General features: G+C 72.2%; 15 protein-coding genes. 9 read left to right on the top strand and 6 right to left on the bottom strand.

Annotation, left to right across the window (positions count from 1 at the left end):
• Positions 1–11: 11 nt before the first annotated feature.
• The 4 genes from F6W97_RS01715 to F6W97_RS01730 all read left to right on the top strand — a co-directional run bounded on the left by F6W97_RS01715 (position 12) and on the right by F6W97_RS01730 (position 4,661).
• Positions 12–953: a cyclase family protein gene (locus tag F6W97_RS01715; protein ID WP_196278935.1), complete on the top strand. Its 942-nt coding sequence runs from the start codon at positions 12–14 to the stop codon at positions 951–953.
• 202 nt (positions 954–1,155) lie between these two features.
• Complete coding sequence (locus F6W97_RS01720) at positions 1,156–2,550, top strand: cytochrome ubiquinol oxidase subunit I (RefSeq protein WP_155368310.1); 1,395 nt, start codon at positions 1,156–1,158, stop codon at positions 2,548–2,550.
• A gap of 7 nt (positions 2,551–2,557) precedes the next feature.
• Positions 2,558–3,559, top strand: coding sequence for a cytochrome d ubiquinol oxidase subunit II (cydB, locus tag F6W97_RS01725; protein ID WP_155368311.1), 1,002 nt, complete (start codon positions 2,558–2,560; stop codon positions 3,557–3,559).
• Between the two features lie 85 nt (positions 3,560–3,644).
• Positions 3,645–4,661 carry an endonuclease/exonuclease/phosphatase family protein gene (locus F6W97_RS01730; RefSeq protein ID WP_196278936.1) on the top strand — a complete coding sequence of 339 codons (1,017 nt, stop codon included), beginning with the start codon at positions 3,645–3,647 and terminating at the stop codon, positions 4,659–4,661.
• Here the strand turns inward: F6W97_RS01730 and F6W97_RS01735 are convergent.
• Positions 4,658–7,480 carry an AfsR/SARP family transcriptional regulator gene (locus F6W97_RS01735; RefSeq protein ID WP_155368312.1) on the bottom strand — a complete coding sequence of 941 codons (2,823 nt, stop codon included), beginning with the start codon at positions 7,478–7,480 and terminating at the stop codon, positions 4,658–4,660. The genes F6W97_RS01730 and F6W97_RS01735 overlap by 4 nt on opposite strands.
• Positions 7,481–7,723: 243 nt before the next feature.
• Here F6W97_RS01735 and F6W97_RS01740 point away from each other — a divergent pair, with 243 nt between their 5' ends.
• Positions 7,724–9,019 carry a M23 family metallopeptidase gene (locus F6W97_RS01740; RefSeq protein ID WP_155368783.1) on the top strand — a complete coding sequence of 432 codons (1,296 nt, stop codon included), beginning with the start codon at positions 7,724–7,726 and terminating at the stop codon, positions 9,017–9,019.
• A 63-nt stretch (positions 9,020–9,082) separates the two neighbouring features.
• On the opposite strand, the gene F6W97_RS01745 is transcribed toward F6W97_RS01740, so the two are convergent.
• A complete protein-coding gene (locus F6W97_RS01745; protein ID WP_230686321.1) occupies positions 9,083–12,286 on the bottom strand; it encodes a S8 family serine peptidase in 3,204 nt (1,067 codons plus the stop codon).
• A 378-nt stretch (positions 12,287–12,664) separates the two neighbouring features.
• Between F6W97_RS01745 and F6W97_RS01750 the strand changes: the two genes are divergently transcribed.
• From F6W97_RS01750 to F6W97_RS01760, 3 genes are all read left to right on the top strand, one after another.
• Positions 12,665–16,378 carry a family 78 glycoside hydrolase catalytic domain gene (locus tag F6W97_RS01750; protein WP_155368313.1) on the top strand — a complete coding sequence of 1,238 codons (3,714 nt, stop codon included), beginning with the start codon at positions 12,665–12,667 and terminating at the stop codon, positions 16,376–16,378.
• Positions 16,379–16,594: 216 nt separating this feature from the next.
• Entirely contained in the window at positions 16,595–17,632 is a 1,038-nt protein-coding gene (gene trpD, locus F6W97_RS01755) for an anthranilate phosphoribosyltransferase (RefSeq protein WP_155368314.1), read from the top strand.
• 138 nt (positions 17,633–17,770) lie between these two features.
• Positions 17,771–18,214: a hypothetical protein gene (locus tag F6W97_RS01760; RefSeq protein WP_155368315.1), complete on the top strand. Its 444-nt coding sequence runs from the start codon at positions 17,771–17,773 to the stop codon at positions 18,212–18,214.
• 51 nt (positions 18,215–18,265) lie between these two features.
• Here the strand turns inward: F6W97_RS01760 and F6W97_RS01765 are convergent, their stop codons facing one another.
• Entirely contained in the window at positions 18,266–18,529 is a 264-nt protein-coding gene (locus F6W97_RS01765; protein ID WP_230686322.1) for a DUF2283 domain-containing protein, read from the bottom strand.
• Between the two features lie 150 nt (positions 18,530–18,679).
• On the opposite strand from F6W97_RS01765, the gene F6W97_RS01770 reads away from it, so the two are divergent.
• Positions 18,680–18,943, top strand: a complete 264-nt coding sequence (locus tag F6W97_RS01770) for a GlsB/YeaQ/YmgE family stress response membrane protein (RefSeq protein ID WP_155368316.1) — start codon at positions 18,680–18,682, stop codon at positions 18,941–18,943.
• A 9-nt stretch (positions 18,944–18,952) separates the two neighbouring features.
• On the opposite strand, the gene F6W97_RS41345 is transcribed toward F6W97_RS01770, so the two are convergent.
• The 3 genes from F6W97_RS41345 to F6W97_RS01785 all read right to left on the bottom strand — a co-directional run bounded on the left by F6W97_RS41345 (position 18,953) and on the right by F6W97_RS01785 (position 24,629).
• A complete protein-coding gene (locus F6W97_RS41345; protein WP_155368317.1) occupies positions 18,953–20,947 on the bottom strand; it encodes a sulfatase in 1,995 nt (664 codons plus the stop codon).
• A gap of 155 nt (positions 20,948–21,102) precedes the next feature.
• Positions 21,103–23,334: a glycoside hydrolase family 3 C-terminal domain-containing protein gene (locus tag F6W97_RS01780; protein ID WP_155368318.1), complete on the bottom strand. Its 2,232-nt coding sequence runs from the start codon at positions 23,332–23,334 to the stop codon at positions 21,103–21,105.
• 26 nt (positions 23,335–23,360) lie between these two features.
• Complete coding sequence (locus tag F6W97_RS01785; protein WP_155368319.1) at positions 23,361–24,629, bottom strand: MFS transporter; 1,269 nt, start codon at positions 24,627–24,629, stop codon at positions 23,361–23,363.
• Between the last annotated feature and the right edge of the window lie 97 nt (positions 24,630–24,726).

Consider the following 24,726-nt stretch of genomic DNA (forward strand, 5'->3'; position numbering starts at 1 on the left):
CGGGAGACGACATGGTCGACGACGTGCGTGCGACAGCGGCCGAGCTGTCGCCGGACGAGTTCGAGGCTCTGTACGAGCGGCTGCGGCAATACGCCGACCGAGGACCGGCGGACCGGCGGGGGGCGCTGAACCACATCACGCCCGCGACCGTGCGGGCCGCCGCCCGAGAGGTCCGGCTCGGGCGGTCGGTGTCGCTGGCGGCGCCGGTGGAGACCGTCCCGGCGCCCGACAACCCGCAGCCGTCGACCCACCACATGATCAGCTCGCCGGCCGAGCACCGGCACAAGCCCGGTCTGAACTTCGCCTACGACCGGCTGGCGATGAACATCCACGGCGACGCCGACTCGCACATCGACGCGCTGTGCCATGTCGTCTACGACGGGCTGATGTACAACCGGGTCGCGGCGGGCTCCACCGAGCCGGACGGCACCCCGGCGCTGTCCATCGACGTGGCCCACGACGGCATCGTCGGACGCGGCGTCCTGCTCGACATCCCGCGGCTGCGGGGCGTGCCGTGGCTGGAACCCGGCGACCACGTCACCGCCGCCGACCTCGCCGCGGCCGAACAGGCCCAGGGGGTCCGGGTGGGGCCCGGTGACCTGCTGTTCGTCCGGGTCGGCCACCGGCGCCGCCGCAACAGCCTCGGCCCGTGGGACGCGGCGGCCGCCCGCGTCGGGCTGCACCCCGCGGCGCTGGAGTTCCTGGCCGAGCGCGAGGTCGCGGTGCTGGGCGGCGACGGCAACAACGACACCGCGCCGTCGCCCGGCCTCGGGTTTCCGGTGCACGTGCTGGCCATCAACGCGCTCGGCCTGCACCTGATGGACTACCTGCAGTTCGGCGAGCTGCGCGCGCTGTGCGAGCAGGAGGAGCGCTGGTCGTTCCTGTGCGTCATCGCACCGCTGCGGCTGCCCGCGGCCACCGGCTCCCCGGTCAATCCCATCGCGGTGCTGTGACGTGGCCGGCTCGGGACACCGCACGGTTCGCTGTCGACCGACGCAGAACCTGCGAAGCGCGGATTTAGCAGTTTATGGCATGTGATGATGCATCTGGGATTAAACGGACGCGTGGTCACCGTCGGATGACCCGAAGCGCCCGCGAACACCTGCGCCCGGGTCGCGGCCCGCCGCTCACCCAGGTTTCGGAGGCGTGACAGCCATGTCGAACGTAGATCTGGCCCGGATCCAGTTCGCGATGACGTCGATCTACCACTTCATCTTCGTGCCGATCACCATCGGGCTGGCCTTCCTCACCGCCATTCTGCAGACCGTCTGGCACCGCACCGGCCGGGACGAGTACCTGCGCCTGACCAAGTTCTTCGGCGTCCTGCTGGTGATCAACGTGGCGGTCGGCGTGGTGACCGGCCTCGTGCAGGAGTTCCAGTTCGGCATGGACTGGTCGGCGTACTCGCGGCTGGTCGGCGACGTGTTCGGCGCGCCCCTGGCGATGGAGGGCCTGGCCGCGTTCTTCCTGGAGTCGACCTTCCTCGGTTTGTGGATCTTCGGCTGGGGCAGGCTGTCGCGCCGCATCCACCTCGCCGCCATCTGGCTCGTCGCGCTGGGGGCTGCCGGATCCGCGGCGTTCATCCTGGCCGCGAACTCGTGGATGCAGCACCCCGTCGGCTTCGAGATCAACGCGACCACGGGCCGCCCGCAGCTCAACGACATCTGGGCGGTGATGACCAACCCGGTGTTCCTCTGGGGGTACACCCACGTGCTGCTCGCCTCGCTGGTCACCGGCTGCGTCCTCATGCTCGCCGTGTCCGCGTGGCATCTGCGGAAGCGCTCGAACCCGGAGGTCTTCGCCCGCTCGGCGAAGCTCGCCCTCGTCATCCTGGCCCCCGCCATGATCTTCCAGATGTTCATCGGCAGTGAACTCGGCGTCGTCGAGGCGAAGTACCAGCCGATGAAGATCGCCGCCTCCGAGGCGCAGTGGACCACCTGCCAGCCGTGCTCGTTCTCGATCTTCCAGATCGGCGGCGGCAACCAGGACCAGACCCCCACGAAGATCATCGAAGTGCCGTACCTGCTGTCCCTGCTCGCCACCAACCACCTCGACGGCCAGGTCACCGGCCTCAACGAACTCAACGCCCAGTACCAGCAGCAGTACGGCCCCGGGAACTACGTGCCCAACGTGTTCATCCAGTACTGGTCGATGCGGGTGATGGCCTACCTCGCGATGGTGATCGTCCTGCTCGGCCTGTGGGGCCTGTGGGTGATGCGCCGCAAGCACCTGGAGACCGCGCACCGCTTCCTGGGGCTGGCCATGTGGGCCCCGGTCCTGCTGGTCCTGATGAACACGGCAGGCTGGATGCTCACCGAGAACGGCCGCCAACCCTGGATCGTCCAGGGCATCATGCTGACCGAGAACGGCATCTCGCCGTCGGTCAGCACCACCACGGTCGCGATCAGCCTGACGGTGTTCTTCCTGCTCTACGCCGCGCTGACGGTCGTCTGGCTGGTGCTGATGCTGCGCTACGCCCGCAAGGCGCCGCCACCGACGGTGCCCGCAGCCGAGGACACGACCGTGCCCGAACCCACGTTTGCTCGCTGAGGCCGCCATGACACTGCCCGACATCTGGTTCATCGCCATCGCCGTGCTGTGGACCGGCTTCTTCATCCTGGAGGGCTTCGACTTCGGGGTCGGCATGCTGCACGGGGTCGTCGGCCGCGACGACGCCGGCCGGCAGATGGCCGTCAGCTCCATCGGACCGCTGTGGGACGGCAACGAGGTCTGGCTCGTCGTCGCCGCCGCGGCCATGTTCGCGGCCTTCCCCGGCTGGTACGCCACCATGTTCTCCGCCCTCTACCTCGCCCTCGTGCTGGCGCTGGTCGCGCTCATCGTCCGCGGCATGTCCTTCGAATACCGCAACAAGGACGCCCACCCGCGCTGGCGGCGCACCTGGAGCACGCTGATGACCGTCGGCAGCGTGCTCGCTCCGTTCGTGCTCGGCGTCGGGCTCGGCGACCTCCTGCACGGCCTGCCGATCGGCGCCGACCAGGAGTACGCGGGCACGTTCGCCGACCTGCTGCCGCCCTACTCGCTGTTCGTGGGCCTGACCTTCGTGGTGCTGTGCGCGCTGCACGGCGCCACGTTCCTGGCCCTGAAGACCACCGCCGACGTGCGCGAACGCGCCGTGCGCCTCACCCGCAGGATCGCCCCGTGGGCCGCGCTCGCGGTGCTGATCTACATCACCTGGTCGCACGTGCTGTCGGGCAAGGGCTTCCTGCCCAACGTCATCGAGATCGCCGCGGTGCTGGCCGTGCTCGCCGCCGCCTGGCTGGTCAAGGAGGGCAAGGAGGGCTGGGCCTTCACCGCCACCACCTTCGCCATGGCCACCAGCGTGCTGGTCATCTTCACCAACCTCTACCCGCGGGTCATGGTCTCCACCATGGGCGCGGCCAACGACCTCACCGTGGCCAACACCGCCTCCGGTTCGTACGCGTTGACCGTCATGACCTGGGTGCTCGTGGTCCTGCTCCCGGTCGTCATCCTCTATCAGGGCTGGACATACCACGTCTTCCGCCGGCGCCTCACCCACGCCGACGTCACCGACGAGTGACGCCCCGGCGCAGAGGCGCTTGACGACGCGGTTCCGTGGACGAGGTCAAAACGCTAAGATCACCAGGCTCGGGCCTGGAGGACACATGACGGACACTGCGGTCAGCGAGGTGCGGGCAGCTGACCGGCGCCGGACCACCGGCCGGCGGATACCCGTCCTGCTCGCCCGCACCGCGCTGGGCGGCCTGCTAGCCGTATCGACCGCGCTGCTCATCGTGCGGCTCACCGGGTGGGACGCGGGAACGGCGCTCGCCGTGCCCCTGGTGCTCTTCCCGTACGCCCTGGTGCTCAGCCTGCTCGCGCTCGGCGCCGTGCTCGCCGCCGCCGCGCTGCGCTCACGCTGGACGGTGCTCGCCGTCGCGGTCCTCACCGCAGCCCAGGTCGCGGTGCTGGCGCCCCGGTTCCTCCCCGACCGGCAGCAGCTCCCGGCGCAGGCGGCCGAGCTGCGCGTGGCCAGTCTCAACGCCGACGTCGGGGGAGCGGATCCGCGGGCGCTGGTGCGGCTGGTCCAGGCCGAGCACATCGACGTGCTGGCCGTGCAGCAGCTGCCGGCCGCGGGCATCGCCGCGCTCACCGAGGCCGGCCTGGACGCGCTGCTGCCCTACCACGAGCTGCGACCCGAGTACGACTCCTCGATCTACTCGCGGCTCCCGCTGACCCAGGGCGGCCCGCTGCGCGCCGACACCGCCTGGCCGCAGACGACCGCGGCCGTGACCGTGGACGGGCGCACCATCCGGCTGGTGGCCGTGCACACGTACTACCCGCTGGGTGACGCGCGGCGCTGGACCCGCGACATGGCCGCCCTGGCCTCCGTCGCCCGCGACAGCGGCCCGGACACCGTGTTCCTGGGCGACTTCAACGCCTCCCTCGACCATGCGCCGATGCGTGACCTGCTCGCGGCGGGCCTCGTCGACACCCACGCCGAGCTCGGCCGCGGCTGGGCCCGCACCTGGCCGGTGGGCGTGAGCCCGGTGCCGCCGCTGGTGCAGCTCGACCACGTCCTGCACGGCTCCGGCCTGGCGGGCGTGTCGGCCGGTGAACGGACCGTGCCGGGCACGGACCACCGGGCGGTCGTCGCGGTGCTGGCCCTGCTGCCCGGCTAGGAGCGCGGGCCGGTCGCGGTGAGGCGGGCCAGCCGCCGCCGTGCCCCGTCGGCGGCCGGGTCCCCGAGGTCGTCGTAGATGCGCACCGCCCGCCGCCACGCCTCGGCGGCCGCGGGCAGGTCCGCCAGCTGCTCGCGCGCCTCGCCGAGCCGGGTCAGCGTCTCCGCCTCGTGGTAGCGGTTGGCGGACTCGCGGAAGCGTTCGATGGACTGCTCGTAACACACCACCGCCTGGGCCAGGTCGCCGAGCCGGTGGTGGGCGAACCCGAGGCTGTCCAGCGTCGCCGCCTGGCCTACCCGGTCGGCCATCCGCTGCTGCTGGTCGAGGGCCTCGGTGCAGTCGGCGACGGCCTGCCGGTAGTCGCCGTTGAGGGCGTGCAGGTAACCCTTCGTGTTCAGCGCGCGCGCCTCGGCGTAGCTGTTGCCGATGAGCCGGGACACCCGCAGCGCCTCGATACTGTGCGCGAGCGCCTCCTCCAGCCGGCCCCGAGCCGTGCAGTGCTCGGTGTAGTGGCGCAGCGTCAGCGCGAGGCTGTCCAGGTCGCCGAGCTGCTCGTACAGCGCGAGCGCGCGCCGCACGCGGTGTTCGGCGGCGTCGTGATCGCCGAGGCGCATCAGCGCGCGGGCGAGCATCCGGTTGGCGAGCGCCTGCGCCTGCAGGTCGCCGATCCGTTCCGCGGCGGCCAGTGCGGCCTGCTGTGCCGTCAGCTGGTCCTGGAACAGCCCGCGCGGGGCGAGATAGGCGGCCAGCGTCCAGGCGAGCTGGCAGGCGTACCGCTCGAACCCGGTCTCCGCGGCCTGGCGCAGCACCCGCAGCAGCACGGGGTGCTCGGCGTTGAACCACGCCACCGCGCCGGCCCGGTCCGGGATCGGCACGTGCAGGTTCGCCGGCAGCGGGGGGACCGGGTCGACCGGCGTCCACGTCGGCTGGAGCAGCAGCGCGGCGGGATAGGAGCTGTGCAGGTAGTGGTCGTACAGCCGGGTGAGCGCGGCGTGCCTGCTGTCCGCGTGCTCGGATGCCTGTGCCAGCTCGGCCGCGTACGAGCGGAGCAGGTCGTGCAGCGAGTAGCGCCCCGGCCGGTGCTCGGTCAGCAGGTGGAGCCGGGTCAGCTCGTGCAGCAGCGGCGCGACGGCGGCCCGGGGCCGGCCCAGCAGCGTCGCGGCCGCGTCGCCGGTCAGGTCGGGACCCGGATGCAGCCCGAGCAGGCGCAGCAGGTGTGCCGCATCCTCGCTCAGGGCACGGTGCGACCACGAGAACACGCGCCGCACATCGCCGTCGGCCAGCGCCTCCAGCCTGCCCTCGGCCGGGCGCAGTTGCGCCGCGACGGCTTCGAGCGGGAACGTGGGCTTGGCCGCCACCCGCGCGGCCACCATCGACAGGGCGAGCGGCAGGCGGCCGGTCGCCTCGATCATCTCCGCGGTGGCCGCCGGCTCCGCGGCGATCCGGCCGGCGCCGAGCCGGCTGCGCAGCAGGTTCATCGACTCGGCGGCCGTGAGCACCTCCAGCGTCAGCGGCCGGGCGCCCTCCGCCGCGACGAGGCCGGCGAGCTGGTCCCGGCTCGTCACGACGACCACACACCGGCCCGCGCCGGGCAGCAGCGGGCGCACCTGGTCGGCGTCGCGCGCGTTGTCCAGCACGATCAGCATCCGCCGGGCGGCCAGCAGGCTGCGGTACAGCCCGGTCCGGGCGTCGGTGCTGGTCGGTATGCGGCCGATCGGCACGCCGAGCGCCTCCAGGAAGGCGACCAGGGCGTCGGCGGGGGAGACGGTGTCGGCGTCGTCGTAGCCGCGCAGGTTCGCGTACAACTGGCCGTCGGGGAACCGGTCGACCGCCCGATGTGCCCAGTGCAGCGCCAGGGTGGTCTTGCCGACGCCGGCCATCCCGCTGACGGTGGTGATGTCCACGCCGGCCGGGCCGGTGTCCGAGGTGTCCAGGGCGGCGTTGAGCCGGGCCAGCTCCCCGTCGCGGCCGACGAAGCCCGGCAGCGCCAGCGGCAGTTGCCGCGGGGGCGCCTCCACCGGGCCGGGCGGCACGACGAAGCCCGGCCCTGGCGGCGCAGGCCGCGGCCCGAGGCGGTGGTGCAGGACGTCGTCGTGCAGGCGGGTCAGCTCGGGCCCGGGGTCCATCCCGGTCTCCTCGGCCAGCACCTGCCGGGCCTGCCGGAAGGCCGCCAGCGCCCCTGACACGTCGCCGATCTGGTACAGGCACAGCATGAGCTGGGCCCACGCCCGCTGCCGCAGCGGATGGCGGTCGAGCAGGGCGCGCAGCCGCGGGATCACCACGGCGGGCTCGCCCAGCGCGAGCCGTGCCACGGCGTAGTCCTCCTCGGCCAGCAGCCGCCGCTCCTCCAACTGCCCGACCCGCCCGGTGAGCAGCCTCGGCAGTGGCAGGCCGGCCAGGGCAGGACCGCGCCACATGCCGACCGCGGCGGCCAGCTCGGCCTGCGCGCCCGCCGGGTCGCCGTCGGCCAGCGCGGCCCGGCCCCGCGCGGCGGCGGCGTCGAACCGGTCCACGTCGCGTTCGCCCGGCTCGACCCGCAGCAGGTAACCGCCCGGGGTGGTGCTGATCCGGCGCTCGGCGGCCTGCTCGCCGGTCAGCGCCTGGCGCAGGCCGCGAACGTAGGTGCGCACGTTGGCGGCGGCCGACGCGGGCGGCTGGTCGCCCCACAGCATCGCCGTCAGCTCACCGGTGGAGACGGCCTCGGCAGGTCGCAGCAGCAGCGCCGCCAGGACCAGCTGCTGCTTGGTCGAGCCGAGCGTTACCGGCCGGCCGTCACGGGACACCGCGAGCGGGCCGAGCAGGCCGAAGTGGACGGACATCCTCACCTCGTGTGCAGTGCTTAGCGGCCGCGGCCAACCGGTTGTACGGCGTTGTGCACGAGTTGTAGATCGGCCACCGTACCATCCGGCCGCGCATGACCCGTCGAGCCACATCGATCTTCGTGCGGCGCTCGAAGCGACGCAGACCCCCTGTCGCCGTCACGGCCGGAGCGGCCGTGCCCCCAACGAAAGGCACCCCCCTTGTCCGGAAGATTTCGTCGCGCCTTAACCGGCGTGTGCGCCATGCTGCTGGCCGTGCTGGCGGTCGGGGCCGGACCGGCTCGTGCGGCCGGCCCGATGCCCTTCTTCCAGCTGCCGTTCCCGTGCGGCGAGACGTGGCGTCTGGCCACCTATGCGGGTCACGACGACTACGACATCGACATGACGTTCACCGGCGGCGGCAGCAACGGCCGCATGATCCTGGCCGCGGCCGGGGGCACCATCAGCGCCGGGTGGAGCAGCGGCGGTGGCGGCAACTACGCGATCATCGACCACGGCGGCGGCTGGCGCACCACGTACATGCACATGCTCCAGCCGGCCAGCCAGAGCTCCGGCTGGGTCGACGGCGGCACCCCGATCGGCTGGGTCGGCAGCACCGGCAACTCGACCGGCCCGCACCTGCACTTCGAGGTGACCCGCGACGGCGGCAAGACCGAGGCGTACTTCAACGGCTCGGCCTCGGGCATCACCTCCGACGGCAGCGCCAACACCGGCCCGATCTGGGTCAACGGCCCGGTCTCCCCGGCCCGCAACGTCACCAGTGCCAACTGCAACGGCGGGATGCAGGTGTACGAGGCCCACAGCGCCAACGGGTGGCGGATGCTGCCGGTGGTGGGCCCCAGCGGCCCGGTGACGGGCTCGGCCACGGCTGCCATCGCGATCGGCAGCAATAAGATCGTCTACAGCGTCAAGGGCGGCCGGATCTTCGAGACGGCCAGCAGCATCGGCTGGAACAACCTGTGGACCGGCATCGACGGCGCGCAGGGCACGGCGCTCGCGGCGCTGAACCTCAACGGCGAGAAGCTGATCTACAGTGTCGTCGGCGGCTACGTGCACGAGGCGAGCAGCAACAACGGCTGGCGCAACCTCAACACCGGCATCGGCGGGGTCAGCAACTCCTCGATCTCGGTGATCGCGCTGAACGGCGTGAAGTACATCTACAGCATCGTCGGCGGGTACGTGCACGAGGCGCACAGCGCGAACGGCTGGCGCAACCTCAACACCGGGGTGCCCGCCTCGGCCGTCGCCGCGATCACGGTCGGCACCACGAAGATCCTTTACACGGTCAACGGCGGCTCGGTGTACGAGGCGGCCAGCAACAACGGCTGGACGAACATGGGGACCGGCATCTCCGGCGTCTCCGGCGCCACCATCGCGGCGGCGAACCTCAACGGCGAGAAGCTGATCTACACCATGTACGGCGGCTACGTGCACGAGGCGAGCAGCAACAACGGCTGGCGCAACCTCAACTCCGGCGTCACCGGCTCGCGCACCAGCGTGCTGGCCCTCAGCGGAGTCAAGTACCTGTACTCCAACTGATCCGATGCCCGGAGCCGCCGGCCGAACCATGCCGGAGGCGGCTCCGGGCATCCCACCGGCCGGCTACCCGCCGAACCGGTAGGCGCGCAGGATGGTCTGCTCCACCCGGTTGCCGGCGGCGTCGACGGCGACGGCCCGCAGTGATACGAAGCCCTGCCCCTTCGGGTGGCACAACGTGACGGTGCCGGCGCGGACGGATGTTCCCGTCCAGGTCACACCGTCGTCATAGGACGCGTCGACAGACAGGCTGCTCAGGCTCTCGACGTCCGCTCCCGGCTGCGCGACGACCGACACCGGCACCGTGAACGAGCGGTCGGCCGGCGCCGTGTTGAAACGATCGAGCGGCGGCGCGAACCGGACCGCCCAGAGCGGCAGGACCGCGCCACCGTGCCCCGAGCGAAACGTCCACGCCGCGGTGGTCTGCGTGGAGAACGCGAACGGCGTGCCCCGCGACGCGGCCACCTCCAGCCGATAACGTCCATCGCCCGGCGGGACCGGGAACGTGCCCCGACCGGCGAGATCAGCTGAGCCGACCCGGACCCCGTCGCGGTACAGCACCGTCGTACCCAGCCCGGCTTCGCGGTCGACCCGGCCCGCGCCGTCGCCGTAGAGCGACAGGTCGACGTCGATGACGTCGCCGGTGCGGGTCACGCCCTTCGTGAACGCGCCGTCCGCACCGAAGGCGGGGCCGAACACGGCCTGGTTCCACCGCTGCTCGTAGGTCCGTCCCGCCTTGAACGCGGTCCAGCCGCTCACGACGGGACCGTAGCGCCAGCCGTCGCCCGACGCCGGATCGGTCCACGTGCGGTAGAGCCGGGCACGCCACTGCTTGCCCGGCTCGACGTCGACGTAGTGAACCGTCGTGGACGGAAGTGCCGAACCGATCGCGAACACCGGAGTCTCGTCTTCCCGGCCGGGCCGGATGCTGCTGGTGGCTCCCCACAGCCCGACCATCGCCTCGTCGCCCGCGGCCACGGCGACGGGCAGTGTCGCGAGCTCGCCCTCGGCGACGGTCCGCCGGTAGCCGCTGATCATCCGCCCGTTCGCCTGGTGATGGCTGATCGTGTACAGCCAGGGGCTGTCGTGGAAGTAGCCGTCGGCGTCCGTGCCCGCCTTGGCGAACACCGTGCTGATGAAGGACGTGAAGCCCGCCGCCGGTATGCCGTCACCGACGTCGGCGGTGTAGAGCCGGTCGAAGGACGAGCCGCCCTGCCCACTGGTGATCGGCCCGGCGGAGGTCTGCAGGCTGAAGCCGATGTTCACCTGGGCCAGGGCCGCCGTGGGCCTCGGCACGGTGATCATGCTCGTCCTGCCGAGCCGCGCGTCGAACGCCACGACTCGGTCGGAGGTCACGTCCAGCGCCGGACGGACCAGCAGGGTCATGGTGGGCTCATCGCGCTCCACCACCCAGCTGCTCAGCACGTAGCGGCCTCGGGGCATGCGCAGGGTGGCCGTCCCGTCCGGCCCGGAGGCGTTGAAGCCGACAAGGCCGTCGTACCGGTTCACGTCGTCGGCGAACATGGCCGGCTGCCCGTCGCGTCCCAGATGGCTCAGCGTGACGTCATAGCTCTCCACCTCCTTGTCCACGGCGAACGGCGTGCGCACCGGGGCTCCGTCCGCGCCTGTCGCGGTCAGCGCACCGGTCAGCAGACCGTCCGGTCCGGCCACCCGGGTGTCGACGGTGACCGTCGCCTGCGCGCTGCCGCCCGCCGGAACCGTCAGCCGCGCCGGCGTGACCGCGACCGAACCGGCCGGTGCGGGGACGCCGCCGACCGTGGCGGCAACGGCCAGATCCAACATCACGGGAGTCGACGACGAGTTGGCGTAGGTGACGGTGCGGGTCAGCACCTCGTCGTCGCCGTGCGGCCAGCGTTGGGTGCCGAAGCCGAGGCTCCCGGGTTCGGCCGTGACCGGCCGGGCGATGGCCGCGGCGACGTCCACCCGGCCGGCCCCCTGGTCGAAGACGGAGGCCGACGCGTTCGGCTTCGCCGTGCCCGTCAGCGCGGCCTTGATCCGCAGACCTGTCCACTCCGGGTGCTGCTGGGCGAGGATCGCGGCGGTGCCAGCGGCGTGCGGCGTCGCCATCGAGGTGCCGGACAGGGTGACGTAGGAGTCGCCGGGCTCGCCGTCGAGCCCCGTGGCTTCCTTGCTCCGGGCCGCGGTGATGTCCACGCCCGGCGCGGTGAGGTCCGGTTTGAGACCGCCGTCACCGGCCCGTGGCCCGCGGCCGGAGAAGTCGGCGATGGCGTCGCCCGCGGTGACCGCACCGACCGCCAGGGCCGCGTCGGCGCTGGCCGGGCTGCTCACCGACTTCGCGTACGGTCCGTCGTTGCCGGCCGCGACCACGAACAGCGTGCCGTACTGGCGGGTGAGGGTCTCGACCGCCTCCTCCAGGGGATCGACACCCGGTGAGTCCCAGCCGCCCAGGCTCATGTTGACGATCTTGGCGTGCTGCTCCTCGGCGGCCCACTGCATCCCCGCCAGGATCCACGACTCCTCGCAGCCCCACTCGACGCAGACCTTCCCGTCGACCAGCCGCACGTCCGGGGCGACACCCCGGTATCGCCCGGCCGAGGCCGCGCCGCTGCCCGCGAGGGTCGAGGCGACGTGGGTGCCGTGGCCGGCGATGTCGCGGTCGTCCTCGCCGCCCTCGTCGACGCCACCGGTGAAGTTGCCGCGGGCGGCCACCTTCCCGGCGAGGTCGGGATGGGTGTCGTCGATGCCCGTGTCGAGCACGGCCACGGTCACCCCCTGCCCGGTGAGCCCCGCCTCCCAGGCCGCGGGCGCGCCGATCTGCGCGACGCTCACGTCGAGAGCTGGTTTGAGCAGGCCGTCCAGCCAGACCTTGCCGATGGGGCGCTTCATGGCCTGGCCGCGCTGGCCGGTCAGCTCCCGCCAGAACGCGGCAGCCCGCGAGCGGTCCTGCGTGACGGACAGCATGCCCAGCCGAGGCAGCTCCCGCCTGACCCGTCCACCGGTCGGCACTGCCGCGGCTGCCGAACGGGTCTGTGCCGCGCCGGTGCCGTCGGCCGTGACGATCAGTGGAAGCTCACCTCGCCTGGTGTCGTAGCCGTACTCCAGCAGCGCCGTCACGTCGAACAGCCGCGGATCGAGCCGACCGGAGGCCAGCAGTGCCATGGCGTCGCTCGGGATCACCCGCAGGCGTCCCCGGGACCGGCTGGTCGCGAAGGTCACGTGTGCGCGGCCCTGCGCGGGCTCGACCGACACCGCCGCGCCGTCACCGACGGTCACCCGGTCTCCGGTCACCAGGGTCACCGTCTGTCCGGTCCGGACTCCCGGTGTCGCGGCCGTCGTCGCCGGGGGTTGCGCGGCGACGGGCGCCGGTCCGGACAGCAGCCCGGTCGTGAGCAGAACCGCGGCGCCGGTGATTCGCTTCCACCGCGACGGGGATGGACGAGGGTCGTGCCGTGAGTGAAGTGTCACTGGCCATGCTCCTTGGGAAGGGTAGCGGTCGACCAGTAATGGCGCTGTGCAAGGGATTCTTACGGCGATCGCGGATGAAGGTTCATGTGTCGCGGAGGTTACGGCGAAACATTGACAACGTTAAGTGGGCAACCTAGGGTCTGGGCACCGGCCGTGCAATGAAACGTTTTAATCGACGCGATCCCCCTCATAGGAGTCGCCATGCACCGTCCCGTCCCCACCCACAGCCCCCGCCGCGGACGTGTGGCAGCCGTCCTCGCCGTCCTGCTCACCGCCACCGCCGTCCTGACCGCCGTACCCGCAGCCGCCGCCACCCCGGTCAGCGTCAGCGGCGCGCACTGGATCTGGTATCCCGAAGGCGATCCGCGCACCACGGCGCCGATCGGCCACCGCTACTTCCGCAAGACCTTCACCGCGCCCACCGGCGCCGTCAGCGACGCGCAGCTCGTCGTCACCGGCGACGACACCGTCGACGTGTGGCTCAACGGCAAACCCCTCGCAGGGTCGCCCCGCGCTGTCGACTCGTGGAAGAACGCCCTTTACGTCGACCTCGCCCCGGCCCTGGTCGCCGGGACCAACACCCTCGCCATCGCGGCGCAGAACACCACCGCGAGCCCGGCCGGCCTGCTCGGCCGGGTGCAGGTGACCACGTCGGGCGGCACCGCCGACCTGATCACCGACGGCGGCTGGAAGGCGTTCCCGAGCGCGCCGACCGGCTGGGAGCAGCCCGGCTTCGCCGACGGCGGCTGGCCCGCCGCCGCCGACCTGGGCGCGTACGGCATCGCGCCGTGGAACAGCGCTGTGATCGCGCCGACGGGCAGTGGCACGTCGCCGTTCGCGGTGGCGGAGGCGACCACCGAGCGGCGCGTCAACCCGCTGGGCGTCGACGCCGCCGCGCCGAGGTTCGGCTGGAAGCTGACCTCGGGCACCGCGCAGCAGTTCCAGGCCGCGTACCAGGTGATCGTGGCCAGCAGCAGCGCCAACGCGGGCAACGGCACCGGCGACGTGTGGGACAGCGGCCGGGTCACCGGCCGCCAGGCCGTCGACGTCGCCTACGCGGGTCCCGCGCTGACCTCGCTGCGCCGTTACTACTGGCGGGTGCGGGTCTGGGACACGCACGGCCGCGCGAGCGGCTGGAGCACCGTCCAGTTCTTCGAGACCGGCCTGCGCAACCCGGCGAGTGAATGGCAGGCCTCGTACATCGGCCAGCCCGCCGCCACCGACGGCCTGACCGGAGCGAGCTGGATCTGGTACCCGGAGGGCGACCCGATCGCCGGGCTCCCGCCGATGACCCGCTACTTCCGGCGCACCGTCGCCCTGTCGGCCGCGCCGTCCCAGGCGAGCCTGGTGGTGACCGGCGACGACACCGCCGACGTGTGGGTCAACGGCGTACAGGTCAGCAGCTCACCGCGGGTCACCGACTCGTGGAAGCAGGCGACCGTCGTCGACCTGGCCGGGCGGCTGACCGCAGGCAACAACGTCATCGCGGTCGCGGCCCAGAACACCACCCAGTCGCCGACCGGCGTCATCGCGAAGCTCACCGTCGGCGGCGGCCCGACCGTCCCCACCGACGCGGCCTGGAAGGCGTCGCAGACCGGCCCGTCCGGCTGGCAGCAGGTCGGCTACAACGACAGCGGCTGGACCGCGGCCCGCGCGCTCACCGCGTACGGCACCGGTCCGTGGGGCGCCAACGTGGTCGTCCGCCGCGCCGCTCCGCTGCTGCGCAAGGGGTTCACCATCAGCAAGCCGGTCGCCTCGGCCCGGCTGCTGACCACCGCCCTCGGCCTGCACGAGACCCGGCTCAACGGGGCCAAGGTGGGCGCGGACGCGCTCGCCCCCGGCTGGACCGACTACAACAAGCGCCTGCAGTACAAGGTGTACGACGTCACCGGCCAGCTGCGGCAGGGCGCCAACGCCCTCGGCGCGTGGCTGGGCAGCGGCTGGTACTCCGGCAGCCTCGGCATGGCCGGCTCGCAGCGCTACGGCACCCAGCCGTGGTACTCCGCCCAGCTGCACATCAGCTACACCGACGGCACCAGCGCCGTGATCCGCACCGACAACACGTGGAAGGTCGGCACCGGCCCGATCCGGGCCGAGGACCTCTACGCCGGTGAGGAGTACGACGCCCGGCTCGCGGTCAACGGCTGGGACGGCCCGGACTACAACGACGGCTCCTGGCCGGTCGCCGCGGTGCGCACCGGCACCGCGCCGCGCCTGGTGTCGCAGGTGGACAACGGCGTGACCGTGCAGTCCGAACTGCGGCCGATCTCGCTCAACCAGCCCAAGCCCGGCGTATGGGTGTTCGACCTGGGCCAGAACTTCACCGGCTGGGACCGGCTGCGGGTCACCGGCGCCGCCGGCACCGTCGTCACGCTGCGCCACGCGGAGGTGCTCAACGCCGACGGCACCATCTACACCGACAACCTGCGCGCCGCGGGCCTGGCCACCGACCGGTACACCCTGGCGGGCACCGGATCCCAGGAGGTCTGGACGCCGCGGTTCACCGTGCACGGCTACCGCTACGTCGAGGTCACCGGCTTCCCGGGCACCCCGAACCTGGACACGATCACCGGCCTGGCCGCGTGGACCAGCGCGTCCCAGCCGGGCACGCTGACCACGTCCAACACCCTGATCAACCAGCTCCAGCAGGCGATCATCTGGGGACAGCGGTCCAACATGCTGTCCATCCCGACGGACTGCCCGAACCGCGACGAGCGGCTCGGCTGGACCGGCGACATCGCCTCGTTCGCCGCCACGTCCACCTTCAACCTCGACATGCAGGCGTTCCTGGACAAGTTCGCCGACGACCTCACCGACGCCCAGCACGCCGACGGAGCCTTCACCGACACCGCACCCGACGCCTGCTGCGGCGCGGGCACGGCCGGCTGGGGCGACGCGGGCGTGATCGTCCCGTACATGCTGTGGCAGCGCTACGGCGACCTCCAGGTCGTCAACCAGCACTTCGACGCCATGGCCCGCTGGGTCGACTACCTGCGCAGCACCTCCGGCGCGGACCTGATCCGCAACACCGGCGGCTACGGCGACTGGCTCAACGTCAACGACGACACGGCCCGCGACCTCATCGCCACGGCGTTCTTCTCCTGGTCGGCACGGCTCGTGTCCCGGATGGCCGCGGCCACCGGGCGCACCGCGCAGGCGAGCAGCTACGGCACGCTCGCCGACCAGGTCGCGACGGCGTTCACCAACCGGTGGGTCGCCGCCGACGGCACCGTGGCAGGCAACACGCAGACCGGCTACGTGCTGGCGCTGGCGTTCGGGCTGCTGCCGGCCAACCGGGTCGCCGGGGCGGTGAACAAGCTCGTCGCGGAGGTCGCGTCGGCCGGGGGTCACCTGACCGTCGGCTTCCTCGGGGTGGAGAACCTGCTGCCGGTGCTCGCCGACAACGGCCGGGCCGACATCGCGTACCAGATCCTGCTGCAGCCCGGCTATCCCGGCTGGGGCTACATGCTCAGCAGGGGAGCGACCACGATCTGGGAGCGCTGGGACGGCATCCAGACCAACGGCGCGTTCCAGACCCCCTCGATGAACTCCTTCAACCACTACGGCCTCGGCTCGGTCGGGGACTTCCTCTACCGGCAGGTCGGCGGCCTGTCGGCGGCGAGCCCCGGGTACCAGTCGCAGCTGGTCGCGCCGCGTCCCGGTGGCGGCCTGACCTCGGCCAAGTCGGCGATGCAGACGCCCTACGGGCAGGCGGTCAGCGACTGGTCGGTGTCCGGCGGGGTGCTCACGCTGCGGGTCACCGTCCCGGCGGGCACCTCGGCGACGGTACGGGTGCCCGCTGCGTCGGCCGCCGCGGTGACCGCACCGGCGCAGGCCGTGCCGTTCGGCTACGGCCAGGGCGCGGCGTCCTACCACCTGCCTTCGGGCAGCTACGTGTTCACCGCCCCGGCGTGATCGCGTATCGGTGAGAAGCGGCCCGCCCCGGCGCGACCGGGGCGGGCCGTCTCGTCGATGCGTGCTACCGTTCGCGCATGATCTCGCGTCGTCAGGGCTGGTGGCTCGCCTCATAGGCGGTCATCCCCCCACGCGTACACCGCGGCCGCCTCCGGACGAGGCGGCCGTCGTCGTTGACAGGCCTCGACCGGTCGGCCCGACCTTCGAGGACGGACGATGGACTGGACCACGATTCTCACCACCCTGCTCGCGGGGGGCGACCTCACGACCGCCGAGTCCGCGTGGGCGATGACGCAGGTCGTGCGCGGCGAGGCCACCCCGGTGCAGCTGGCCGCATACCTGGTGGCGCTGCGCGCCAAGGGCGAGACGGCCGTCGAGGTCGCCGGTGCGGCGGACGCGCTGCTGGCCCACGCGGTGCCCGTCGTGTTTCCCGGTCCGGCCGTGGACATCGTCGGCACCGGCGGCGACGGGACCGGCGCCGTCAACATCTCCACCATGGCCGCGATCGTCGTGGCGGCCACCGGTCTCACCGTGGCCAAACACGGCGGCCGGGCCGCCTCGTCGACCTCGGCCGGTTCCGGCGACGTCATCGAACGCCTCGGCATCCCACTGGACCTGCCGCCCGCGCAGGTCGCGAAGGTCGCCGAGCGGGCGGGCATCGCCTACCTGTTCGCCCCGACCTTCCACAGCGGCCTGCGGCACGCCGGGCCGGTGCGCCGCGAACTGGGCGTACCGACGATCTTCAACGTGCTCGCTCCGCTGATCAACCCGGCACGGCCCGCGTACGCGCTGGTCGGGGTGGCCGATCCGCGGTTCGTGTCGGTGCTCGCCTACGTGCTGGCCGGCCGCGGCTGCCAGGCGCTGGTGGCGCGTGGGGACGACGGCCTGGACAAGCTGTCCACGAGCACCACCTCCCAGCTTGTGGAGGTGCGCGACGGGCAGGTGCGGCACACGGTGTTCCACCCGGAGCGGTTCGGCATCGCCCGCGCCGCGCCCGGGGCGCTGCGCGGCGGTGACGCCGCCGCGAACGCCGCCGTCGTGCACGCGCTGCTGGCTGGGGAGCGTGGCCCGGTACGCGACGCGGTGCTGATCAACGCGGCTGCGGCCTGCGCGACGACGGGCGGCGACGGCGACTTGGACGACCGGATCGCGGCCGGGCTGGTCCGCTGTGCCGCCGCGATCGACTCCGGTGCCGCAGCGGCGACCCTCCACCGCTGGATCATCTCATCCACCTCCAGCCGAGCCGGCTCCTGATCTCGCGTCGGGCGATCATCGGCGCAGCGCTCGGGACCACCGGCCGAGGCGGCGGCCGGTGCCGCCGCTGGCATCGCAGGGGCCACGAGCTGCGAACTCTCGCCGAACCCCGGTGCATCCACCCAGTACGCTGCCACCGTGAACCGCAGCAGAGGCATGGTCCTGGTCAGTCGAGTGGCTGCCGGCCTTGTCATGATCGGATTCGCCCTGATCGGCCTGGGCTACCTGGCAACGCTTCCGACGTGGCTGGCCTACGGCCACGCGATGGCCGTCGCAGGGACGATCTGTATCGGGGTCCTCCTGTGCCACCCATACCTTGAGGTGCGAGGTCAGGGCTTCCAGCTCGGTGACAAAGCGGGCAGATCTCCCTACTGGTCGAACGCCCTCATGATCGTCTCTGTCGTCGTGGCGGTGGTGCTGGCTTTCACCTCCGGTCGCCATGAGGTCCGAGTGTTGACCGGTATGGCCAACTTCTTCGTATGTGTCATCGCCTTATGGTGCGGTGCTGCGGCCAACGCCAAGCCGAGCACCGCCTCGCTGGAGCCGGACATGGCAGCCGGATCCGCTTCGGGATCCATGTGATGCGTGGGCGGTTGCCGGTCGGTTGATCCGCCGCGCTCGGCTGGATGATCATCAGTCTTCTTGCTCGTGATCCTGGCCGCTGTCAAGGATCGCCTGCAGGAGGGCGGGCGGTAGATGTTCGCGGGCACCGAGGATCTCCACGCCGAGAATGTGGCCCTCGGCGTCGGCATCCAGGATGAACATGCCGTCCGCGGGGTCGAACGGGATCATCTGTTTGACCGCCGCGGCCGCGATGGGGTGATCGAGGTAGACGTATGCCGCGTCGGCTTCGCTGTCGTAGGTGCAGACCAGCGGGATTCGCGCCTTCAGGTACATGGACATCAGGCTGGCATGGGCCAGGGTGTCTCCGGTGAGCGGCAGGTCTTGCTGATTCGTGCATAACATCACAAATACGTACGAGACACTGGAATCCCGATGTCTCGCGCGTCGGGGCTTGACCGCCTGCCGACGTGAAGGGTGTGCAACGTGCTGATTCTTGCGATCTTGGTGTGGGGATTCCTGGTCGGCTGGCTGGCGTGGTTGATCGTGCGCGGTGGCAGTTTCCGCGATGTCCGCTGGCCACAGGCAGTGGCCGCCGGGCTCATCGGGTCCTTCGTCGGCGGGCTGGGAGCCAGCCTCCTGAGCGGGGACGGTCTGGCCCTGCGCCCTTCTGGTCTGATCGGGTCGGTGCTCGGGGCGATCGTCGTGCTGCTGATCTGGGGCGCAGTGCAGGGGCGCCGCGCGCGCTGAGCGCCCCGGTCAGCGGCGGCGTACGGCGAACCGCTCGACGGTGAGCGTGCCCCCGTCGACGCGGACGCCGAAGCCGTAGCGGTACGTGGCGCGTACGGCGGCGTTGTCCAGCCGGATGTAGCGGCCGACGTCGGCGGTGAACAGGTACTGCCAGATGCCGTTGTTGCCGATCGCGTACGCGGTGAGCTGGTCGTCGTGCAGGACGCAGGCCAGCCGCGCGTTCGCTCCCGGGTAGTTGATGTTCCCGTCGAGCTGGGTGACGCGCTCGGTGTTCAGCGTGCCGCCGACCCGCACGTCCCAGCCCGTGCGCTTGAGTTTGTGGTTGTACCAGACCAGGGCGTAGTTGTTCGCGTCCTTGACCAGGCCCGCGAACAGGGTGTCCTGGTTGGTCGTGGCGGAGTTGGCGTAGGAGCGCTGGCTGACGATGGCCGCGACGTCGGTGTGCGTCGCGGCCACGTCGGAGCGCAAGAGCGCGTACGCCGCCGCCCCGCCAGCCGCGACGGTCAGCACGCCGCCGCCCGCCGCCACCGTGCCGGGCCGTGCCTCGGGGGCCGGGGCCAGCACCGTGAACCCGCCCAGCCCGCTGTCGAACTCGTACTCGGCGACGACCGTCGGCAGGTTGGCGGGGGAGGGCTCGGGCGGGAAGAAGTCGACGTCGCGCAGGTGCGCGTCGAGCGCCGCCTGCAGTTCCTGGGTCTTGGCGGGCAGCGTCGCGGCCAGGTTCGTCGTCTCACTCGGGTCGGCCGCCAGGTCGTACAGCTCGGTGCGGTTGTCGTGCAGGTAGCGAAGCAGCTTGTGGTTGCCGCGACGCACCGAGGCGGACGGCGAGCCGGGGTTGTGCCAGTGCGGATACACCCAGAACAGCGTGTCGCGCTGGGGCGCGGCGCCGCCGGTGAGCAGACCGGCGAAGCTCACGCCGTCGAACCGCACACCGGCGGGCCGGGCCACGCCGGTCGTGTCGAGCAGCGTCGGCATGAAGTCGACGGTGCTGAAGGGGGTGTCGACCACGCGCCCGGACGGTCCGGCCGGGTGGTACGCCATCATCGGCACCCGCACGCCGCCCTCGTACAGGCTGGCCTTGGCGCCGCGGAACGGGGTGCTGGTCGCGACGCCACCGTCGCCGCCGTTGTCAGACAGCAGCAGGATGACCGTGTTGCCGGCGATGCCGAGCTGGTTCAGCGTCGCCCGGATCGCGCCGACGCCGTCGTCGATGACCTCCAGCATCGCGGCCAGCACGGGGCTGCGGCCCTTGTCGCCCGCGCCGGGTTTCGCCGCGTACTTGTCGACCAGCGCCTGCGGGGCCGCCAGGGTCGTGTGCGTGGCGTAGTGCGCCAGTTGCAGGTAGAACGGCGTGCCCTGCTGGTGGGCGGCGGTGATGAAGTCGACCGCCTCCAGGTTGAGCCGGTCGGTGAGGTACTCGTTCGGCTTGCGCTGCGGCAGGTCGGGCAGCATGAAGTACGGGTAGAAGTAGTCGCCGCCGGCGATGTACTTCTGCTCGGAGGCGATGACGTCGGTGAACCCGTGCGACCAGGGATTGCCGGGCCGGTCGCGGACCGGGCCGGTGTAGGTCTCGGTCTGGTGCCACTTGCCGATGAGGCAGGTGCGGTAGCCGGCGTCGCGCAGGGTTGCGGGCAGAGTCCGGAAGCTCGTCGGCAGGTAGTCGTCACCGGACGGGCCGAGGAACTCGGTGATGCCCACCCGGGCCGGATACTGGCCGGTCATGATGCTGGCGCGGGTCGGCGAGCAGACCGGCGCGGCGGCGTACCCGTGGGTGAAGCGGGTGCCGTCGGCGGCCAGCCGGTCCATGTGCGGCGTCTCGTTGAACGTGTTGCCGTAGCAGCCCAGCTCGCGGCGGGCGAGGTCGTCGATGAGCACGACGATGACGTTCGGCGGGGTCGCGGCCCCGGCGGCGTCCGCTCCGGCGGCCCAGGCGGCGGTGGCGCCGAGCCCGGCGGCGCCCAGCCCGCGCAGGACGGCACGCCTGTCGATCGTCGCGTCGGACATGGCCCTGCCCCCGTTTCCGCGGCCGTTCGGCGATGCCGCGCAGGGGACGCTATAGCCGGTGGATTCCGCCGTCAATGAGCGACAAATATAAATATGTGAGCAGAATGTTAACGGCGTCGGCGGGCCGTGGCGCAGCCCGCCGACGCCGCCGCCGGTCAGGAGTTGGCTGCCGCGACCAGCTGCGCGACCGCCTCGGCGGTGAACGGGCTGTCCGGGAACGCCGCCATCCGGCTCAGCGGCACCCCGCTGAGGAACATGAAGATCTGCGGGTCGGCGGCCATGCCGGCGAGGCCGCCACCGCCCTGGGCCGCCGCCGCGGCGAACGCCTGCCCCAGCACCTGACCGCCTCTCGGGTCGGCCAGCCACTCGCCGAGCGTCGACTCGGCCGTCAGCGGCACCCGGGTGTCGTCGCCGTCGACCGCCACGGTGGCGGAGGTGCGCAGGTCACGCGAGGACGCGCCGACGGCGAGCAGGTACTCGCCGCCCTCGACGGCCCACCGGCGCAGGCGCGGGTCCCAGTGGGCGAGGTCGTCGCGGGCGATCCGGACCACCACGTCGGCCGTCTGCCCGGCCGCGATCGCGACGTGGGCGAAGCCCTTCAGCTCCCGGGGCGCGCGGCGCACGGCCGAGCCGGGCAGGCTCGCGTACACCTGCACGACCTCGCGCCCGTCCCGCCCGCCGGTGTTGGTCACCGGGACGCGCACCTCGATCCCGCCGTCGACGGCCGTCGCGGTGGCGTCGCCGTACGCGAAGGCGGTGTAGGACAGGCCGAAGCCGAACGGGTACGCGACCTCCTGCTCGCGGGCGTCGAAGCCGCGGTAGCCGACGTGGATGCCCTCGCCGTAGCGCACGTGGCTGGCCTCACCCGGGAAGTCCAGGTGGGACGGGTGGTGCGCGAGCCGCAGCGGGATCGTCTCGGTGAGCCGCCCGGACGGGTTGACGACGCCGAAGAGCACGTCGGCGACGGCTCCGCCGCCGGCCTGGCCGAGCAGCCAGCCCTCGACCAGAGCGGGCACGTCGCGGTCCCACGGGCTGGTGAGCACGACCGCGCCGTGCGACATCACCACGACGGTGCACGGGTTGGCCGCGACGACCCGGGCGACGAGCGCGAGCTGCGCGGCGGGCAGTTCCAGGGTGTCCCGGTCGGCGCCCTCGGTCTCCTGTGCGGTGCCGATGAACACCACGGCCACGTCGGCGGTCCGGGCGGTCTCCACGGCCTCGGCGGTCAGCTGCTCGTCGGCGGTGCCGTCGGGGGCGTACCCGGCGGCGAATCTCACCGGCCCGCCGGCCAGCGCGGTGATCTCGGTCAGCGCGCTGTCGAGGCGGGTCGGGTTCATCTGCGAGCTGCCGCCGCCCTGGAAGCGCGGGGTGCGGGCGTGCTCGCCGATGACGGCGATCGTGACGTCGTGCCGGGGCAGCGGCAGCAGTCCGCCGTCGTTCTTGAGCAGCACTATGCCGCGTCCGGCGGCTTCGCGGGCCAGCGCGTGGTGGGCGTCGGTGTCGTAGGTGGCCGCCGGGTCCAGGGCCGCGACCGCCCGCTCGACCAGCGCGCGGACCCGGGCGGCCGAGGTGTCCAGCGCCGCCGGGTCCAGCGTGCCGTCGGCCACGGCCCGCACCAGCGCGTCGTCACCGGCGTCGTCGGAGCCGGGCATGGTCAGGTCGAGTCCCGCGCGTACCGCCGCGACCCGGTCCACGACCGCGCCCCAGTCGGACACGACCAGCCCCTCGAAGCCCCACTCGTCGCGCAGCACCCGGGTGAGCAGCCAGTGGTCCTGGGAGGCGTGCACACCGTTGATGCGGTTGTAGGAGCACATCACGGTCCACGGCTGGGCCTGCTGCACGACCCGCTGGAAGGCGCGCAGGTACATCTCGCGCAAGGTGCGCTCGTCGACGTCGGCGCTGACCCGCATCCGGTCGGTCTCCTGGCTGTTGACCGCGAAGTGCTTGAGCGACGCGCCGACGCCCCGGCTCTGCAGCCCGCGTACCCACTCGGTGGCGAGCACGCCGGTGAGCAGCGGGTCCTCGGCGTAGTACTCGAAGTTGCGGCCGCCGAGCGGGCTGCGCTTGAGGTTGATGCCGGGGCCGAGCAGCACCGACACCCCCATGGCGCGGGACTCGTCGCCGAGCGCGGCGCCGACGCGGTGGACCAGCTCGGGGTCCCAGGTGGAGCCGAGCGCCACCGCGGGCGGGAAACAGGTCGCGGGCTCGCTGGCCAGCAGGCCGCCGTGGTCGGCGCCGGAGACCTGCTTGCGTACGCCGTGCGGCCCGTCGGTCAGCATGATCTGCGGCAGGTCGGCGACGGCGGCGGTGTGCCAGAAGTCGCCGCCGCTGGTGAGCGCCGCCTGCTCGGCGGTGGTGAGGCGGGACGATCCTGCGTCGGTGGTCATGGGATTCCTTCCGGGGGTGGACGCGGTCAGCGAACGGATTTGATCGGCACTACGGCGAGGGCGCCGAGCAGCACCAGTGCGATGCCGACGGGGAACAGCGGGGCGTACCCGGCGGCGGCGACGATCGCGCCGGCGGCGGCCGGGGCGAGCACCTGGGGGAGCGTGGCGGCGATGTTGACCACGCCGACGTCCTTGCCGAAGTCCTGCTCGGCGGGCAGCACCTCAGTGATGAGCGCGGTGTCGACGGCCTGGAAGACGCCGAAGCCGAGGCCGGACAGCAGCGCGAAGGCGAGCATGCCGGGCTTGGTGGGCCAGATCCACGGCAGCAGCAGGGCGGTGGCGAGCATGGCCGCGGAGGCGTACACGAAGATCCGGCGGCGGCCGAGCCGGTCGGACAGCGGGCCGGACACGACGGTGGCCAGCACGGTGCCGCCGAGCGAGGCGACGCCGACCACCGGCACGTAGTCGATCGCCGCGTCGCCGAGCCCGACCCGGTCCTGCAGGATGTAGAGCTGGTAGTTGACCACGATGAAGTAACCGAGGTAGAGCAGCAGCCGGCCGAGGAACGCCCAGCCCAGGTCGGGGTGGCGGCGCGGGTCGAACCAGTAGCTGTCGACGATCGAGCGCAGCGAGAACGGCCGCCGCGGGGTGTCCCGGTTGTCCCGGTCGGGGTTGAAGACCACGAACAGCGTGAGCGCCACCAGGGCCAGGCCCGCGAAGGTCAGGTAGCCGGCGGGCAGGTCGTCGGCGAACCGGGTGGCGATGACCTGGCCGCCGAGCGCGCCGAGCATCAGGCCGGTGCCGGTCACCGCGGAGAAGACGCCCCGGTTGGCGGGCGGCACCCGGTCGGGCATGACCGCGGCCAGGGGGCCCTGCGCGAAGTTGTACACGATCTGGGTGACGGTCCAGGCGAAGGTGATCTGCACGAGGGTGTTCGCCGAGGCCAGGCCGACCAGCGCGAGGCCGCCGGTGAGCGCCCCTGCGACGATCCACGGTCCGCGCCGCCCGAAGCGGGAGCGGGTGCGGTCGGAGATCGCCCCGGCCAGCGGCTGGGCCAGCATCGCGGCGAGCGCGCCGATGGTGGCGACGACGGCGAGGTTGGCCGCTTTCGCGTCCTCGTCGACGGCGGCGACCTGCAGCGGCAGCAGGATGCCGGGGATCGCGCCCCACAGCAGGTACATGCCGATGTTGGCGGGGAACGTCCAGATCAGCAGCCGGCGCAGCGGCCCGGTGAGGGCGGGCCGGACCGGCGCGGTCTGCGGCACGAGGGGTGCGGCGGGTGACTTCGTCGTCATCGGGGCCTCTTCCAGCTTTACCTAGTACCTAGTAGGTAGTAACTGGGCTGTAACATAGGGCCTGCGCCGCGCCGCGGCAAGAGGCTCCCCAGCGAAA

The sequence above is a fragment of the Catellatospora vulcania genome, from assembly GCF_009720385.1.
In the GTDB taxonomy this organism is placed as follows: domain Bacteria; phylum Actinomycetota; class Actinomycetes; order Mycobacteriales; family Micromonosporaceae; genus Catellatospora; species Catellatospora vulcania.